Source organism: Nocardia brasiliensis, from assembly GCF_011801125.1.
In the GTDB taxonomy this organism is placed as follows: Bacteria; Actinomycetota; Actinomycetes; order Mycobacteriales; family Mycobacteriaceae; genus Nocardia; species Nocardia brasiliensis_C.
This window is the reverse complement of the sequence record NZ_CP046171.1, coordinates 7052323-7069267: the sequence shown is the minus strand read 5'-3', so window position 1 is coordinate 7069267 and position 16945 is coordinate 7052323. Positions and strand designations below refer to the sequence as shown.

The window sequence follows — 16945 nt, the reverse complement described above, 5'->3', positions numbered from 1 at the left end:
AACTCAGATCAGGTTCTTGTGCTTGCGAATTCGGCGGCGCACATCGGCCATGAGGCTGTGGGTTCCGCCGTGCCGGATGAAACGCGGGATGAATCGGTTGACGAAGGCCACGAAGACGAAAAGGTGCTCGAATCGGCGCTGATCGGTGGCGGTCCATTCGACCTGGAGCTGCTCGCGGAAAATCGGCGCGAGAAAGCCGATGGTCAGGAATTTCAACAGCTTTCGGAACGGCAGCCGCAGATACCAGTGGATCATGCGCAGTTCGAGCAGATCATCGAGGTAGCTCCGGACGAAGTCGTCGATCGCCACCTGCTCGCACGCTTCGTTCCAGTACCGATCGAAATCCGCTCGGGTGGCGGGCCACATCTCCTCGGTCACCTGCAGGGTGGTGCCAAGGGTCGAGGACGTGGCGTAGAACGCCTCGGCCTGTTCGTCGTTCATGCGACCCTGCAGCAGCTGATAGGTGTCCTCGAAACCGATGTAAAGGCATGCGGCGACCCATAATTGGAGATCGCGGTCGAACGCGTTGTACTTCACCGCGGCGCCCGGCGCCGAATGGACCTGCCGGTGCGCGACATTCACCGCCTCGCGATAGGCGAGCCGCTCGGCTTCCGTCCCGAGAATGGCGACGGCCAGGTATTGCGTGGTGGTCCTGGCCCGCTTCCACGGGTGCGCCATCAGTGACCCGGATTCGACCTTGCTCTCGGCGACGCCGTACCCTACGCCCGGCCGTGCCAGCTGCATCGCCACATTGGCAGCTGCCCCGGCGAAGGACCAGAAGTCCAGCGCGTCGGTCAGCGTGATCGGACGTTTGCGAACCGGCCGATGCGCGGATCGGATCGGAATTCTGGTGCGCTCTTTCGACAGCGTGGGGGCATCGTGCTGATCGGGGCTGGGGGCGGCGGTCATGGGGGAGTCCTTCCCAAGGCTGGGGCGTCTCGGCATCCCGGTAAATCAACTGTGAACTACAGATAACTTAAGCTTCCTGCTTCGCACCGTCAACGAACCGATGTGCGTGCAATTATTACTGCGGGAACCGGCTGACAATCTTTGCCAAAGTCTTCCATGAAGTCCGGAATCGTGCGTAACATAGCCGCCCATACCGGACCGCGCGGCGGTCGGCCACATCCAACGGCGGAGTGCTCTGGGCTGTCGTGTGGGGCCGGTGCCGTTCGGTCGGCACGCGAAAGGACACCCATGCTCGAGAAGCTGGATCGGCTGTTCAGCTACGAGATGAAGGTCTCGGAGTTCCTCGGAACCCTGATCATTCTCGCCGTTCCCTACGGGCTGATCGGCCTGGTCTGGACGCTCACGCACACCAGCCACCTGCGCGATATGCACGGCGTCGACGTGGTGGTCTCGTTTCTGGGATCGATTGTCTGCTGGCCCGTGCTCACCTTCTCGAATGTGTGCATGACCTGATGATGATCTTGGTTTGGCTGATCGACGTGCTGGTGATGGCCGTGCAGATCCTCGGCGGACGCAGACGGGTCAATCCGGTACTGCGCTTCGGGCTCTGGCTCGCGGTGCTCAGCTCCGTGGCGGCGGGCATCGCGGTGCTCGGCTTTTTCCTCGTCTTGCTCGAGCGGCAGCTGAGCGGCACCGCCTGACGCCGGAAAGGCAATCCTGTGACTCTCACCGAACGACCGCCCGACCGGACCGATCTGGAAAAAGCCGTGGCGGACCTGCGTGGCCTGTGGCAGCGCCACCCGCAACGATCGCTGGAAACGCTCGGCAGGCAGGTGCGACTCGGCCGCGACGCCGTCGTGGAAATGGCCCGTGCGCTGCTGGCCCGGCGCTTCCCGTTCCAGGAATTCGTCAAGCAGTGCGCGTTCATGGCCAATGTGTCCGCGGCGCCGACGGTGTTCGTCGCGATTCCGGTGGCCGTCGTGGTCTCGATCCAGCTGGGCGCGCTGGTGAGTCAGGTCGGCGCGACCACCTTCATCGGCGCGGTCAGCGGCCTCGGCATCATCCGGCAGGGCGCGCCGCTGGTCACCTCGCTGATGATCGCCGGTGCGGTGGGCTCGGCCATCTGTGCCGACCTGGGTTCGCGCACCATCCGGGAGGAGATCGACGCGATGCGGGTGATGGGCGTCGACCCGATCCGCAGGCTGGTCGCCCCGCGACTGGCGGCCGCGGTGCTGGTGAGCATGCTGCTCTGCGGCTTCGTCGTGTTCGTCGGCTTCGCCACCGGTTACCTGTTCAACGTCTATGCCCAGGGTGGCACCGCGGGCTCGTTCATCAGCACCTTCGCCTCCTTCGCCGTGGCGAACGATCTGATCGTCGCGCTGGTGAAGGCCGCCATCTTCGGTGCGCTCACCGCGATCATCGCCTGCGATATCGGGCTGCACACGAAGGGCGGCCCCGGCGGGGTCGCGAACTCGGTGAACGCGGCCGTGGTCAATTCGGCGCTGATGTTGTTCGCCACCAACATCATCATCACCCAGGTGTACAACACGCTGTTCCCGGCGAAGGTGCTCTGAGATGGGCTCGCGCTACACGCCTCCGGCGCTGCGACCGTTCCGGCTGATCGGCGCGGCCGCGCAGGGCCCGGTGCGGGCCAATCAGCGCGCCGGGCATCAGGCCATCACCTTCGTCGCGGCGATCGCGGCGATTCCGTTCGCGCTCAAGCACTATCGCAAAGAGGTGCTGCGCCTCACCGCGGACGTGGGCTGGGGCAACGGGTCGCTCATCGTCGGCGGCGGCACCGTCGGTGTCGTCGTCATCCTGTGCGGCTTCGGCGGCATCACGGTCGGGATGGAGTCCTACACCGCGCTGAACCTGCTCACGATGAACCCGCTGACCGGCGCGATCTCCGGCTTCGCCACCACGCGTGAGATCGGGCCGATCCTCGCGACGCTGGCCTTCGCGATCCAGGCGGGCTGCCGGTTCACCGCGCAGTTGGGCGCGATGCGCATCGCCGAGGAGATCGACGCGCTGGAATCCATTGCCATCCGCCCGCTTCCGTATCTGGTGAGCACCAGGATGATCGCGGCGACCTTGACCATCGTCCCGCTCTACAGTGTCGGTCTCGCGGTCGCGTATCTGATGACCAAGCTGTCGGTGCTGTTTCTCGGCGGTACCTCGGCCGGGACCTACGACCACTACTTCTTCCAGTTCCTCAATGGCGCCGACGTGTTCTTCTCGGTGCTCAAAGTGATGGTGTTCGTGCTGCTCTCGACCTTCCTGCAGTGTTACTACGGCTACGTCGCCACCGGCGGCCCGGAAGGCGTCGGACAGGCGGCGGGCCGGGCGATCAAGATGGTCATCGTCGTCATGGTGTTCGCGAATCTGTTTCTGACACTGGCTATTTGGGGTATCGACCCCGGATTCCGGATCTCGGGTTAGGAGCCGCGATGATCATCGATCCCAGTGGCCGCGGTCCGAGCACCCGCCAGCTCACCCTGGCCGGTCTCGCGTTGGCGGCCATCGTGTTGCTGCTGCTCTATCTGCTCGGCCTGCGCTACACCGGACGTTTCGAGGACAAGGTCGGCGTCGTCGCGCTGCTCACCAGCACCGGCGACGGTCTGCCCGCGCACGCCGACGTGAAGTTCCGCGGCATGATCGTCGGCTCGGTCGGCGAGGTGCAGGTCGTCGCGAAGGGCGAGCGTCAGCGCGCCGAACTCGACCTGAAACCCGATGTCGCCGTGATGATTCCGGCGCAGGTGACCGCACGGGTGATCCCGAGCAATATCTTCGGCGTGACGGCGATCGAGCTGGTCGACACCGGCCGGGGCACCGAGACATTGCGCGCGGGCGCGCAGATACCGGAGGACACCAGCGTGGGCACCGTGCAGTTGCAGACCACGCTCAGCGTGCTGCGCGACGTGCTCGACCACATCCAGCCGGAGAAGCTGGGCCGGGTGCTCGCCACCCTGGCCGACGCCCTCGACCCGGCCGCGCGGGTGCCCGGTTCCACGATCGAGCGGCTCGACCGCTGGCTCACCGAGGTGCACGCGATTCCGGGCATCGGCAACCTGCTCGGTGATCTCGGCCGCGCGGCCACCGCGCTGAGTGTGTCGGCGCCCGATCTGGTCGGCGTGCTGTCGGATTCGGTGACCACCGCGCGCACCCTCACCGAACGGCGCGAGCAGCTCGTCGCGTTGCTGACGAACGCGGGCGGCGCGGTCGATTCGGTGAACTCGCTGTTCGCGCGCAATCCCGACGCGGGCAAGGAAGTGGTGTCCGGGGTCGGCCAACTGTTCGGCAGCCTGGCCGAGGACCCGTCGGCGCTGCCGGAGACGGCCGCCAACTTCAATGTCTCCCTGCAGAAGCTGCGTTCGGTCTTCTCGTTCGGGCCGAGCCGGCAGATGGTGTGGAAGATGGACGTGTCGTTCACGCCGTTCCAGCAGTACACCGCCGCGGACTGCCCCCGGTACGGCGCCATGTCAGGGCCGCGATGCGGCGGTGCGTCGATCCCGGAATCGGCACCCCCGCAAGAGTTTCCGTCCCAACTGCAGCCGGGTTGGCTCGACGCCGCCGGGCCGAAGCCGGTGCTGCCCGCCGCGCCCGCGATACCGGCACTGCCGGCGATTCCCGGGCTGCCGATGATTCCCGGGCTCACCGCGCCCGCCGCGGCCCGTGACCCCGCACCGAATACTGCTGAGCCAGGTGGTCTCCGCGGCACCGACGCGGTCGCGGCGGTCGTCGGCGGCACCCCGAACGCCGCGCAGTACCTGCTGTTGACCCCGCTACTGGCCGGTGGCTCACTGCATCCGGTGAACGGAGGCGCGTGATGATCAAACGCTCGAGCAAGGCACTGATCGGGTTCAGCCTCTTCGCCGTCCTCGCGGTGGTGCTCACCTACACCATCTGGTCGACTCTGCAGCGATCGGTCCCCGGGGATACCGACTCCTATTCCGCGACCTTCTCCGATGTGCTCGGCCTGCGGGTCGGTGACGACATCCGGATGGCGGGTGTGCGGGTCGGCCGGGTGGACGCGATCGACTTCGACGGTGACTACCGGGCGCGGGTCGAGTTCCGTATCCAGCGCAGGCAGCGACTCACCACCACGACGAAAGCCATGGTGCGCTACCAGAATCTGATCGGGCAGCGCTACGTCGCGCTGGTGCCCGGCGCCGGTGCCGGACAGACGATGCCGGCCGGCTCGGCCATCCCGCTCGAGCGCACCGAGCCGTCGTTCGACGTGTCCGGGCTGCTGTCCGGGTTCGAGCCGCTGTTCAGTGTGCTGCAACCGGATCAGATCAACGCGTTGTCGGAGACCATGATCCAGGCCCTGCAGGGCAACAACGTGTCGCTGAGCGCGCTGATCACCCAGGCCGCCGAGCTGGCGGGCACCTTCGGTCAGCGCGACCAGATCCTCGGCGACGTGATCAGCAACCTGAGCAGCGTCATCGCCGGTCTCGCGCATCGCAGCGGCGAACTGGAAACCCTGATCGCCCAGGCCCGTTCCCTGGTCGAGTCGCTCTACGCGCAAGGCGAGTCGCTGAAGGGTTCCGTCGAGCAGGTGGCCACCTCGACGGACTCGCTGGTGCGGCTGATCGGGCAGGTGAAGCCGAATATGGCTGGGGCGCAGAACGATGCGACCAGCGGCGTGGCGCTGCTGCTGCTCAACGGCGCGTCCTTGGACAAGGCGGCCGTGGAACTGCCGGACCTGCTCAACGGCATAGCGCGATTCACCAGCTACGGCGCGTACGGCAACGCCTACATCTGCCGCTTGGACGTCTCGCTCTGGGGCGTGCTGCTGCCGCCGGGGCTGTTCTCCCAGGTCGGCGGCAACGCACAGTCGGAGGTGTGCCGATGAGGAACCGGGCCCGAGCGCTCGCCGGACGCGTCCGGCTGCCCCGTAATCGGTTGCTGTGGCTGGGCTTGCTCGCGGCGGGCTCGGTGGTCGTGCTGCTCGTCGGCTCCAGCGCGCTGTCGCAGGCCAGGCTGGGGGACAAGACGATTCAGGCCGAGTTCGCCCAGGCGGCCGGGTTGCGCGCGGGCGCGTCGGTGGATGTGTCCGGCATCGAGGTCGGAACGGTGCGCGCGGTGCGCCTCGACGGCGCGAAGGTCGTTGTCGATCTGCGGGTGCGCCGCGATATCCGGCTCGGCCCCGATGCGCGGGCGGCGATCAAGATGACAACCATCCTCGGCAAGTTGCACGTCGAGCTGGTGCCGGGGAACGGAAAGGGATTGCCAGGCAACCGGATTCCGATCGCTAACACCACGGTGCCGTACAACCTCGGCAAGGTCATCCGCGATCCGGTCTACAAGTCGTCGTTCGAGCGCATCGAGCGGATCGACCCCGACAAGCTGCGCCAGTCGCTCGATCTGCTGAGCAAGCAGATGGGTGATTCGCCCCAGCTCACCGTCGAGGCGCTGAATAGTATCGGCGCGCTCGCCAAGGTGATCAACGATCGCCGCGACGAGGTCGATGTGCTGCTCAAGAGCATGGACCAGGTGGCACAGCTGGTTTCGGACAATCGCAACAGCGTGCTGCTGTTGCTCACCAGGGGCGAGGCGATCGGCAACGCGGTGGCGCAGCGCCAGCAGTTGCTGAAGTCGTTGCTGGACAATGTCGCCGAGCTCTCCCGGTTGCTGCAGGAGATGGGGTTGGAGAACAACGACCAGCTCGGGCCGCTGATCCAGAGCCTGAACACGATGTCAGAGGGGTTGGAGAAGAACCGGGACAACCTCGACTCGCTTTACGAGATCATGCCGGTTGCCCTGCGGCAGTTCAACAATGTGCTCGGCAACGGCCCCTACGGCGACGTGTGGGCGCCGTGGGTTTTCCCGGACAACTGGTTGTGCTTCGCCGGTGCGGTACAGGGGTGTAACTGATGAAGATGACTACGTTCTGCAAGACCGCGGTGCTGTGCTGGATCGCCGCCGTCGCGTCCGGCTGTTCGCTGCTGCCCGACAGCCTGTCCGGGCTACCGGACCAGTACCTCGGCGAACATCTGCGGATCAGTGCCGACTTCGAGAACGTGGCCGGGCTGTACGCCGGTAACGACGTCGCGATTCTCGGTGTGCCGGTCGGGCGGGTCGACACCGTGACCGCCCGTGGCAGCTACGTCGAGGTCACCATGTCCATCGACAAGAACGTCAAGGTGCCCGCGGATGCCATTGCGGCCCTGGTCTCCCCGCAGCTGATCACCAACCGGCACGTCGAGTTGGCGCCCGCCTACGAGGGCAACGGCCCGGTGCTGGCCGATGGCGCGCACATCCCGCTGGAGCACACCAGGACGCCGGTCGAACTCGACCGCATCCTGGACAATTTCGACCAGCTCGGCAAGGCGCTGAAGGGCGACAACGAGACCGGGCCAATGGCAAGTCGGGTGCTGTTCCCGCTGCTCGACGGCAACGGCGACAAGCTGCGCGAAACGCTGGACGCGATGTCGTCGGCCTTCGAGGTCAGCCTGGCCAACGGCGACCAGATCTCGAACACCATCGTCAAGCTCAACGAGATCACCCAGATCATCGCCGAGAACGACCAGACGGTGCGGGATTTCAGCGGCAGGCTGACCGAGCTGGTCGAGCTGATGGGGGCGCAGGCGCCGGGCCTGCAGGCGGTGCTCACCCAGCTCGACGATTTCGTCACCAACACCTCCACCGTGGTCGGCGCGAATCGGGACCAGCTGCTCGGGGCGCTGAACCGCTTCACCGCGCTCACCGGGCAGATGCGCGCCAACGCCCGCGCGGTCACCGAGATCGCCGATGTCGCACCGCTGTTCTTCCAGAATCTGGACAACGCGACCAGCCGCGAACATCAGGCGCTGCGGATACACGGTCTGCTGGACAAGGCGGTGCTGGACGGCGAGGCGCTCTCGGTGTTCTGCGAACGGGTGCAGATGCGGCTCGACGGTTGTCGCACCGGCAAGATCCAGGACTTCGGCCCCGACTTCGGGCTCACCGCCGCACTGCTCGGACTCACCAAATGAGCAGGCGGGCGCTGGCCGCACTGGCCGCGGCGGGGTTGCTCGCGGGTACGGCGGGCTGCGCGGTGACGGTGGACAACGTGCCGCTGCCGAAACCGGGCATCGGCGGTCCGGGCTACACCTTGCACGCGGTGTTCCGGGACGCGCTGAACCTGCCCGCGAACGCGCACGTCAAGATCGGCGGCACCGATATCGGCATGGTCTCCTCGATCAGCACCACCGACTTCCTGGCCGACGTGGAAATGCGGATCCGCCAAGACATTCAGCTGCCCAAGGGCACCGCCGCCGAGCTGCGGCAGGCGACCCCGCTCGGGGACATGTTCGTCGCGATGACGCTGCCGTCGAAGCAGGAGAGCGCCGAGTTGCTGCGGCCGGGCGACACCATCGCGCCGGACCACACCGCGACCGGCGCCTCGGTCGAACAGCTGATGATGTCGATCTCGCTGCTGCTCAACGGCGGTGGGCTCAATCAGGCCGCCCGGATCACCAGCGAGATGAACTCCATGTTCGGCGGGCGCGCCCCGGAGCTGTCGCATCTGATCACCGAGATGACCGACGTGCTCACCGCGCTCAACCGGCGTACCGCCGACGTGGACAGCATGCTGGCCGGGATGTCCACGCTGACCGGCGAATTAGCCAGGCGCAAGCAGGAATTGGGGGCCGCCGCGGACACCTTCCCGCCGCTGATCGGGTTGGTGGCCGAGAACAACAAGGCCATCGCCGATCTCACCGCGAAGATCTCGGTGACGATGGCCGCGCTCGGCGACTTCACCGACACCACCGGCCCGGACTTCCTGAGCCTGTTCGACAGCATCCAGCGGCTCATGTCCGGATTCGCCCAGATGGGTGACGATCTCGCGGGCACCCTGGACGGACTGCACGCGGTCTATCCCCCGGTCATGGCCAGCCTGGACGGGCCGACGCTCGCGGTGGCGGGCACCGTCTCGTATCTGAGTGTCGGCGCGCTGACCGACCCGAAGGGCAGCAGGGCGCCCGAGATCGGTGACGTCCCCGCCTTCATCGGCAGCCTGGCGCAGGTGCTGGAGAAGGTGCTCGGCCGGCTGCAGGGCGGTACCCGATGAATATTCCGTTGTGGCAGTGGCTGGTTCGCCATCGCATCGCGGTCGCCAATCTCGGGCTGGTCCTGGTGTTGGTGGCAGGCGTGTCCTACCTCGGGGCCGCGGTACTGCGGGTCAACCTGCTGCCGAACACCTACACGGTGCGGGTGGAGCTGGCGAATTCCGGCGGGCTCGCCGCGAACAACGACGTCAGCTTCCGCGGCGTGCGGGTCGGCCGGGTCGCCGAGGTGCGGATCTCCGGTGACGGTGTCGCCGCGCTCGCCGAAATCGACAAGACCGCACGCATTCCCGTCGGCGGCACGGTGGCGGTCGGCCGCTTGTCCGCGGCCGGTGAGCAGTATCTCGACTTCCGGCCCGACACCGACAGCGGGCCCTACCTCGGGGACGGCTCAGTGGTCGAGCGCGCGCGGACCACGGTCCCGGTGACGGTGCAGTCGGTGTTGTCGAGCATGAGCGGACTGATCAGCGGGCTGAATCCGGCGCGCTTGAACGTGATCATCGACGAGCTGGACAAGGCACTGGCCGGGGGGCCGGATCGGTTGCGCAACATGATCTCCGGGATCAGTCGCGCCATGGCCGGACTGACCGATCTGCTGCCTCAGACCCGGCAACTCATCGAGAACCTGCAGGTGATCGCCGAGACGACGGCGCACGCGCAACCCGATCTGAGCACGCTGACCACCGGGTCCAGCGCGCTGTTCCAGCAGCTCAGCGCCGCCGACGCCGAGGTGCGCAAGTTCCTCGAGCTGGGGCCGGGCCAACTCGCCACGCTCGGCGGCATCGTGCGCGATACCGAGGATCCGATGACCAATCTGGTGACCAACTTCGTCGCGATCACCAAGGCGGCCAAGCTGCGCGCACCCGCCATCGCGGCGTTGTTTCCCGCGTTGCGCGCGGGGTCGGCCGCCATCGGCGTGCCCGCGCACGAGAACGCCTACCACACCCTGATCGACCCGTGGCCCCGGCCGACCTGCGACTACGACACCGTGCCCGTGGTCCCGACGACCAAGACCGTGGACACCAGGGTGCGGCTCTACAACTACTGCATCACCGACAACCCGGCGTTGCAGGTTCGCGGTTCCGCGAACGCACCACGACCGAACGTGCCGGACAACGGTTCGGGCCCGCCACCCGGGGTCACCGGTGACGAGCTGTCCCGTCCGGCGCCTGGGAGATAGGAACCAGCTGATGAGTGCCACCGAGAACTCGACCGACGCGTCGTCTACTGCTGCGGCCGAAGAGGTTTCGATCGAGGCGGCCGAGCCCGCGCGCAGGCGCCTGCTGCCCGGCCGGACCGGTCGACTCGCGCTCGAGCTCACCGCGGCGGTATTGCTCTGTGCCGCAGTGGCTTCGACCATTTTCCTCTACGTCCAGCATCGTGGCGACAAGGCGCTGCTCCAGGCCAACGCGGATGCGCGGGCCGCCGCATGCGCCTATGCGCCGGTGCTGGCCGACTACGACGCCAAACAGCTCGACCCGTACTTCGCCGCGGTGCTGGCGGGGGCGACCGGTGACTGGAAGAAGCAATTCGACAGCACCAGTAGGGAATTGCGTGAGGTGCTGACCCAGGGCGAGGTGGTGTCGAAGGTGAACGATGTGCAGTGCGCCGTCAAAACCGGCGACCAGAACTCGGCCGAGGCGATTGTGGTGATCGGCCAGACCATCACCAGCATGGGCACGCAGGGCAAGCCTGCCCCTGGCCAGCTGTCGATGGTGATGCGCCTGGAGAAGGTCGACGGGCACTGGCTGGTGAACAAGGTGAACTCGCCGCTGGACCCGCCCCCGGCGCAGCCCTGATCACTCGGATGCGCTGCCGAACAGGACCACTCGCATCAACTGCCCGACCCGCTGCTGCGAGCAGCACGGGTCGGTGGAGCCGAAGCGCTGTCCGAGATCGACCACCAGTGCCAGCGCCGCGTGCACCAGCAGCCGTGCCTCGGCCGTGCTGAGCTCGGGGCGGGCACCGGTCAGCAGCTTCGCCCACTCTTCGACGTTGAGCCGCTGGATATTGCGCAGCACCGTCCGCTCGTCGGCGGGCACGTTGCTGATCTCGGCGTAGTAGACGAAGGTCAGCTCGCGCTCGGCGAACGAGCCCGCGACGTAGAGCTCGATGAGCGTCGTCAGCGCCTGCTCCGGGTTGTCCGCCGCGGCGACGGCCGGGCCGATCGCGGCCGAAACCCGGTCCGCCGCACGGCGAAAGGCGGCGGCGAGGATATCGCCCTTGCTGCGGTAGAAGCGGTACACCGCGGAGGACGCGGGCAAGCCCGCGGCCGAGGCGATGTCTTCCACGCTCACATTCGGATAGCCGCGTTCATGGAACAGCTCGATCGCCCTGGCGAGCAGCAGTTCGTGTTTGAAGGTCAGTGGAATCTCGACTGCCGCAACGGCTTCTGGCTGGTCCGCGACCGCGGGCAGTGCGGCGGCGGCGAGCCTGCGGCAGGCGGTGCCGAGCAGGGTGTGCAACGCGCGCGCGGGCAGGGCCACGTGGTGATCGCCGATGCTGCTCAGTGCGCTCAGTACCGCGGCGGACAGCACCGCGGCGTCGGCCTTGCTCAGCTCCGGCCTGGTGTCGATGAGCAGCGCCTTCAGTCGCGAATTCACCCTTGCCAGTTGGCCGTCGAGCACTGCGGCGTCGGCGTCGTCGAGGTAGCGGCGTTGCCAGCGCAGCAGCGCGGCGCTGCGCCGGTTGGTGATCGACGAGGCAATCAGTGCGTCGATGACCTGTTCGAGCCGTGCGGCGGCGGGAAGCTCCCGCGCGGTGTCCGGGAGCTCAACCGCGGCCGCGCTCAACGTGCCGAGACGCAGCGCCTCCTCGCGGAACAGTGCGTATTTGCTCGGGTAGTGGCGGTATAGCGCGGCCGAGCTGATGTCGAGCCGGGAGGCGATGTCCTCCATGCTGACGCCGTGGTAGCCGAGCGATCCGAACGCCTCCGCCGAAACCGCCGCGATCTGTGCGCGGCGGTCGCGGGGCCTGCGCCGGACCGGACGCGCCGGAGTCCCGTCGGCCGCCGCCTCGTCCGCAGCGCGGCGTTCGTGGGCACCCATGCCGCGATGGTAGTCGAATCCGCGGTTCGTCCTGAACTGAAGATCACAAATTGTGCATAGTTTTCGACATTACCGCGCGGTATGGCTCACAGACCGTCCAGAATGATGGTTAACATAAGCGACCGGTTGGTACACCGTGCGGTCGGTTCAAGCGCTCGCGGGCCGCCCGAACAGGACCACCTGCATCAGCAGCCGCACCCGCTCCTGGGCCGCCATGGGCTCGTTGTCGAAAGCGCGTCCCAGGTCGACCACCAGGGCGAACGCGGCATGGATCAAGAATCGTGCCTCGGCGGGGGAGAGCTCTGGACGCACCTCACGAAGCAGCCGCGCCCACTCCTCGACGCTGAGCCGCTGGATGTTGCGCAGCACGGTGCGCTCCTCGGCCGGAACATGTTGGAACTCCGTGAAATACACGTAGGTCAGCGCGCGCTCGGCGAACGACCCCGCGACGTACTGATCGATCAGCGCGGTCAGTGCCTGCTCGGGGCCTGCCGCGGTGGCGACCGCCGGACCGACCGCGCCCGAAACCCGTTCCGCGGCACGGCGGAACGCGGCGGCGAGTAGATCGCTCTTGCCTCGGTAGAACCGATACACCGCAGAGGCGGCCGACAGTCCGGCCGCCGTGGCGATGTCCTCCACGCTGACGTTCGGGTAGCCGCGCTCGTGGAACAGCTCCACCGCTTTGCGCAGCAGGAGTTCGTGTTTGAACGAGTCGGGAATCTCCACCACCGGTTGCGGCTCGGCCGGTCGCACGGCGGGCAAGCTCAGCTCGACGATCGGCCAGCAAGCCGAACTCAACAGCCGGGCAAGGGATTTCATCGGCAGAGTGGCGTGGTGATCGGCGATGCTGGTGATCGTGCTCAGCAGGGCCATGCGCAGCACCCGTGTGTCGTCCTCGGTCAACTCCGGGCGCAGCTCGGCGAGCTGGGTGCCGAGCGCGCCGAGCACGGTGAGCTGTTGCTCGCTCAGTGTCGTCAGGTCCTGCGGTTCGAGGTAGCGGCCCTCCCAGCGCACCAGGGTGATCGCCGTGCGGTTCTCGATCGTGACGGCGATCAGCGCGTCGAGCACGTGGCGCAGCCGCTGCTCGGGCGACTGATCGGCGGCCGCCGCGGGCAGCTGCACCGAGTCGGTCATTGCCCGGCCCACCCGCAGCAGTTCCTCGCGGAACAGCGCGTATTTGCTTGGGTAGTGGCGGTAGAGCGCGGCCGAGCTGATGCCGAGGCCGGAGGCGATGTCCTCCATGCTCACGCCGTGGTAACCCTGTGACCCGAACGCCGCGGCCGAGGCCGCGGCGATCTGTGCCCGGCGATTCTTCGGCCTGCGCCGGATCTCCCGGGGTGCCGAGTCGCCGGTGCTCGCCTTACGCGCCGTACGGCGATTGTCGACACTCATGTCGGACATCGTACTGATCTGCGCTGGTGGGAAAGGCCATGCCTCGGTGCTTACGCGCGTGGCACGAGGACCAGCCTGGCCTTGCCCCGCGGAACCGTGGTGATGTTGCGGGTCGCGGCCCGCTCCGGTGCCGCGCCCGCGGGCAGGGTGAGCGCGTACCGCAGCAGCGTTTCGCGCAGCACCGTGGTGCCCTCCATCAGCGAGAACCCGGCCCCGATGCAGCGGCGCGCGCCGCCGCCGAAGGGGAACCAGGTATTCGGCGCGACCTCGCCGCGCAGGAAGCGGTCCGGGCGGAAGGCGTCGACGTCAGGGAAGTTGTCGGTGCTGCGATGCGCGAGCAGGATCGAGGTGCACACGATGGTGCCCGCGGGCAGCGCCCGACCGCCGATTGTCATGTCCCTGGTCAGTTTTCGGTTCGTGCCGTTGATGATGACGCGCCGCCGCATCGCCTCCTTCAACACTGCCTCCAAGAACTTGTCGTCGCCGGTGCGCGCGGCCTCGGCGGCCTCGTCCTGGATGGTGGGCTGGGTCGCGAGCTCGTACATCGCCCAGGCCAGGGCGGAGGCCGTGGTCTCGTGGCCGGCGAGCAACAGGGTGATCAGCTGGTCGCGCAGTTCGGCGTCGGTGAGCGGGGCATCCTGGTCGTCGTCGGTCCCCGCGTGCAGCAGCCTGGACAGCACGTCGGTGCGTTCGGCCAGGTCCGGGGCCTGCCTGCGGGCCGCGATCTCCGCGTACAGCAACTCGTCGACCTGCCGCAGGTTGTGCGCGAAGCGCTGCCACGGCCCGATCCGGCCGAGCAGCGCCGACTTGAACCCGAGGAAGACCAGGGGATCGAGGTCGACGATGCGTTTGAGTCGTGGCGCCAACTGCGCGCGGGCGCTCGCGTCGGACACCCCGAAGACCACCCGCATGATCACCTCGAGGGTGAGGGCGTTCATCCGGTCAAGCGTCGCCAGTGTGGATCCCGGTGTCCACCGGTCGATTTCGGCCACCGCGAGCTCGGTGACGAGATCGCGGTAGGCGCGCAGCGCCGAGCCGTTGAACGCGGGCATCAGCAGCCGGCGCGCCCGCGCGTGCTCCTGCTCGTCGGTGAGCAGCAGCGAATGCTCGCCCATGATGTGGCCGAGGATCTGATTGCCCTCGCCGGCGTGCAGGTCGCGCGGGTCGCCCGCGAAGATCTCTTTGATGTGCTCGGGCCGGGAGAACACCACGAAGCGCCGGGCGAACGGCGGAATCCGCATGGTGAAAACGTCACCGTAGCGCCGGGCCAGCGCGGGCAGGAAGCGCTGCCGATTGGTCTGGAACAACAAGCTCTGCACCACAGCGGGTAGTCGAGGCCCCGGCGGATAGCCCGCGGTCTCGGCACGTTCCCGGACATCCTGTGCGGCCACGCTGCCACCTCCCTGCGGATTCGGGTGAACCGCTCGGCACCACGTCAGGAGCTCGGCGTGCCAGGGTCCATGACCTGATCGGTAACCAACCGTACTGGACGCGACCGCGGTGCCGGGTTCATTCCGGCTCGGGTCGGCCGCCCTGCCCGGCACCGGCGCGCGGATGCGCGCCCGACCGCCGCGGCCCGCCCGTTACACGGTGGCGGGGCGCACCGCCGCGTACCAATCGAGCAGGGCCGGGTCGTCCACGGCGCTGCGCTCCACCACGCCGGCCGCGTCGGCGCCCTGGAAGAGCTTCTTGATCGGGACCTCGAGCTTCTTGCCGGTGCGGGTGTGCGGAATGCCGGGGGCGAGCAGGATCTCGTCCGGGACGTGCCGGGGCGAGACCTCGGTACGGATGGTGCTGTTGATCCTGGCCTTCAGTTCGTCGGTGAGTTCGGCACCGGGCGCGAGTACCACGAACAACGGCATCCAGTAACCCCCGTCGGGTTGCTCCGCGCCGATGACCAGCGCCTCGGCGATCTCGGGCAGTCGCTCGACGGACTGGTAGATGTCGGCGCTGCCCATCCGGATGCCGTGCCGGTTGAGGGTGGAATCGGAGCGACCGTGCACCACGACGCTGTCGCGCTCGGTGATGGTGATCCAGTCGCCGTGCCGCCACACTCCGGGGTACACGTCGAAATAGGCGTCGTGGTAACGCTTTCCGTCCGGATCGTGCCAGAAGCTGACCGGCATCGACGGCATGGGCTTGGTGATGACCAGCTCGCCGACCTCCTCCCGCACCGGCTTACCCGCGCTGTCGAAGGCTTCCAGCGCGCAGCCGAGGAAGCGCGCGGACAGCTCGCCCGGCCACGCGGGTACGGTGCGGACGCCGCCGATGAACGCCGACACCACATCGGTGCCGCCGCTGATCGAATTGACCTGGACGTGCGCGCCGGTATTCGCGCCGAGCCAGGTCGCCGAGGAGGTGGGCAGCGAGGCGCCGGTGATGCCGACCGACCGCAGCGCGGACAGGTCGTGCTCGGTGTGCGGCGACGCCCCCGCCTTGATGCAGGCCAGCACATAGCCGGGGCTGGTGCCGAGCACGGTGGTCCGGGTCTCGGCGGCGATGCGCCACAGCGCGTCCGGTGCGGGCGCGGTGGGGCTGCCGTCGTAGCAGACGATGCTCGCGCCGGTCAGCAGCCCGGCGATCTGGAAGTTCCACATCATCCAGCTCGGGCTGGTGTACCAGAAGAAGGTGTCGTCCGGCCCGATATCGGATTGCAGCGCAACGGCTTTCAAATGCTCGAGCAGTACGCCGCCGTGGCCGTGCACGATGCCCTTCGGCAGCCCGGTGGTGCCGGAGGAGAACACGATCCACAGCGGGTGATCGAAATCGACCGGCTCCGTGGCGATCACCGCGGGCACCGACTCGTCGATCGCGATCGCCGCGTGCCACGGCGTGGTATCCGGCACGTCGAGACCGAGCCGCGACACCACGATCGTGGCCCGCAGTTCGCCGAAACCCGCCCGCAATGCCGCGATGTCGGCGCGCTTGTCGTGCGCCTTGCCGCCGTAGCGGTATCCGTCAGCGGTGATCAGGACGGTCGGTTCGAGCTGACCGAGCCGATCCAGCGCCGCCTTGGGGGAGTAGTCCTGGCCACAGGCGCTCCACACCGCGCCGATGCTCGCGGTCGCCAGGAACGCGACCACCGCCTCCGGGATGTTGGGCAGGTAGCCCGCCACCCGATCACCCGGCCGCACGCCGAGATCGCGCAGCGTGCGCGCCAGCGCCGCGGTCTCGTCGATCAGCTCGGCCCAGGAGATCTCCCTGGTCGGCGCGTCCTCGGTGACCGCGATGATCGCGGGCCGGTCGGTGCGGAACTGCCGCACCACCTGATCCACATAGTTCAGCCGAGTCCCCGGGAACCATTGCGCACCGGGCATTTCCGCGTTGCCCAGGATCTCGCCCGCCACCGGGCCGAGCTCGAAGTAGTCCCACACCGCGTGCCAGAAGCCCGTCAGGTCCTCGACCGACCACTGCCACAGCGTGGCGTAGTCCGGCAGCGCCCGATGGGCCCGGCCCTCGGCGAACTTCGCGAAGTCGGTGATCCTGGCCGTGGCGATGTCGCGCTCGGTCGGCACCCACTGTGGTTGCACCGCATTCCTCCTGGCT

At 67.7% G+C, this 16945-nt stretch carries 16 protein-coding genes; 11 read left to right on the top strand and 5 right to left on the bottom strand.

The genetic code is table 11. The annotated features are described in order from the left end of the window. Positions 1 to 3 precede the first annotated feature (3 nt). Positions 4 to 909 (bottom strand): oxygenase MpaB family protein, encoded by a 906-nt coding sequence (locus tag F5X71_RS32200; protein WP_167465377.1) that lies wholly within the window; start codon positions 907 to 909, stop codon positions 4 to 6. Positions 910 to 1197: 288 nt separating this feature from the next. Here F5X71_RS32200 and F5X71_RS32195 point away from each other — a divergent pair, with 288 nt between their 5' ends. Genes F5X71_RS32195 through F5X71_RS32145 form a run of 11 tightly spaced genes read left to right on the top strand, consistent with a single transcriptional unit; the run spans position 1198 to position 10759 of the window. After that, positions 1198 to 1422 carry a hypothetical protein gene (locus F5X71_RS32195; protein ID WP_167465376.1) on the top strand — a complete coding sequence of 75 codons (225 nt, stop codon included), beginning with the start codon at positions 1198 to 1200 and terminating at the stop codon, positions 1420 to 1422. Continuing rightward, positions 1422 to 1610, top strand: coding sequence for a hypothetical protein (locus F5X71_RS32190; RefSeq protein WP_167465375.1), 189 nt, complete (start codon positions 1422 to 1424; stop codon positions 1608 to 1610). Before F5X71_RS32195 ends, F5X71_RS32190 begins: the two co-directional genes overlap by 1 nt. A gap of 18 nt (positions 1611 to 1628) precedes the next feature. Next, positions 1629 to 2483 carry an MlaE family ABC transporter permease gene (locus tag F5X71_RS32185; protein WP_167465374.1) on the top strand — a complete coding sequence of 285 codons (855 nt, stop codon included), beginning with the start codon at positions 1629 to 1631 and terminating at the stop codon, positions 2481 to 2483. A gap of 1 nt (position 2484) precedes the next feature. Continuing rightward, complete coding sequence (locus F5X71_RS32180; protein WP_167465373.1) at positions 2485 to 3348, top strand: ABC transporter permease; 864 nt, start codon at positions 2485 to 2487, stop codon at positions 3346 to 3348. A gap of 8 nt (positions 3349 to 3356) precedes the next feature. After that, positions 3357 to 4736: an MlaD family protein gene (locus F5X71_RS32175; RefSeq protein ID WP_167465372.1), complete on the top strand. Its 1380-nt coding sequence runs from the start codon at positions 3357 to 3359 to the stop codon at positions 4734 to 4736. Continuing rightward, entirely contained in the window at positions 4736 to 5764 is a 1029-nt protein-coding gene (locus tag F5X71_RS32170; protein ID WP_167465371.1) for an MlaD family protein, read from the top strand. Before F5X71_RS32175 ends, F5X71_RS32170 begins: the two co-directional genes overlap by 1 nt. After that, on the top strand, positions 5761 to 6786 hold the full coding sequence (locus F5X71_RS32165; RefSeq protein ID WP_167465370.1) for an MCE family protein: 1026 nt from the start codon (positions 5761 to 5763) through the stop codon (positions 6784 to 6786). The genes F5X71_RS32170 and F5X71_RS32165 overlap by 4 nt, the downstream gene beginning before the upstream one ends. Next, positions 6786 to 7886: an MCE family protein gene (locus tag F5X71_RS32160; RefSeq protein ID WP_167465369.1), complete on the top strand. Its 1101-nt coding sequence runs from the start codon at positions 6786 to 6788 to the stop codon at positions 7884 to 7886. Before F5X71_RS32165 ends, F5X71_RS32160 begins: the two co-directional genes overlap by 1 nt. After that, complete coding sequence (locus F5X71_RS32155) at positions 7883 to 8965, top strand: MCE family protein (RefSeq protein WP_167465368.1); 1083 nt, start codon at positions 7883 to 7885, stop codon at positions 8963 to 8965. The genes F5X71_RS32160 and F5X71_RS32155 overlap by 4 nt, the downstream gene beginning before the upstream one ends. Further along, on the top strand, positions 8962 to 10140 hold the full coding sequence (locus F5X71_RS32150; RefSeq protein WP_167465367.1) for an MCE family protein: 1179 nt from the start codon (positions 8962 to 8964) through the stop codon (positions 10138 to 10140). The genes F5X71_RS32155 and F5X71_RS32150 overlap by 4 nt, the downstream gene beginning before the upstream one ends. Before the next feature lie 10 nt (positions 10141 to 10150). Further along, positions 10151 to 10759: a hypothetical protein gene (locus F5X71_RS32145; protein ID WP_238815584.1), complete on the top strand. Its 609-nt coding sequence runs from the start codon at positions 10151 to 10153 to the stop codon at positions 10757 to 10759. On the opposite strand, the gene F5X71_RS32140 is transcribed toward F5X71_RS32145, so the two are convergent. The 4 genes from F5X71_RS32140 to F5X71_RS32125 form a co-directional block, all read right to left on the bottom strand. Next, the gene (locus F5X71_RS32140) at positions 10760 to 12007 is read right to left on the bottom strand and encodes a TetR/AcrR family transcriptional regulator (RefSeq protein ID WP_167465366.1); all 1248 of its coding nucleotides are present in this window, start codon (positions 12005 to 12007) and stop codon (positions 10760 to 10762) included. A gap of 147 nt (positions 12008 to 12154) precedes the next feature. Further along, positions 12155 to 13399 carry a TetR/AcrR family transcriptional regulator gene (locus F5X71_RS32135; RefSeq protein ID WP_167465365.1) on the bottom strand — a complete coding sequence of 415 codons (1245 nt, stop codon included), beginning with the start codon at positions 13397 to 13399 and terminating at the stop codon, positions 12155 to 12157. A gap of 50 nt (positions 13400 to 13449) precedes the next feature. Continuing rightward, entirely contained in the window at positions 13450 to 14790 is a 1341-nt protein-coding gene (locus F5X71_RS32130) for a cytochrome P450 (RefSeq protein ID WP_167465364.1), read from the bottom strand. Positions 14791 to 14982: 192 nt separating this feature from the next. After that, positions 14983 to 16929 carry an acetoacetate--CoA ligase gene (locus F5X71_RS32125; protein ID WP_167465363.1) on the bottom strand — a complete coding sequence of 649 codons (1947 nt, stop codon included), beginning with the start codon at positions 16927 to 16929 and terminating at the stop codon, positions 14983 to 14985. Positions 16930 to 16945 lie beyond the last annotated feature (16 nt).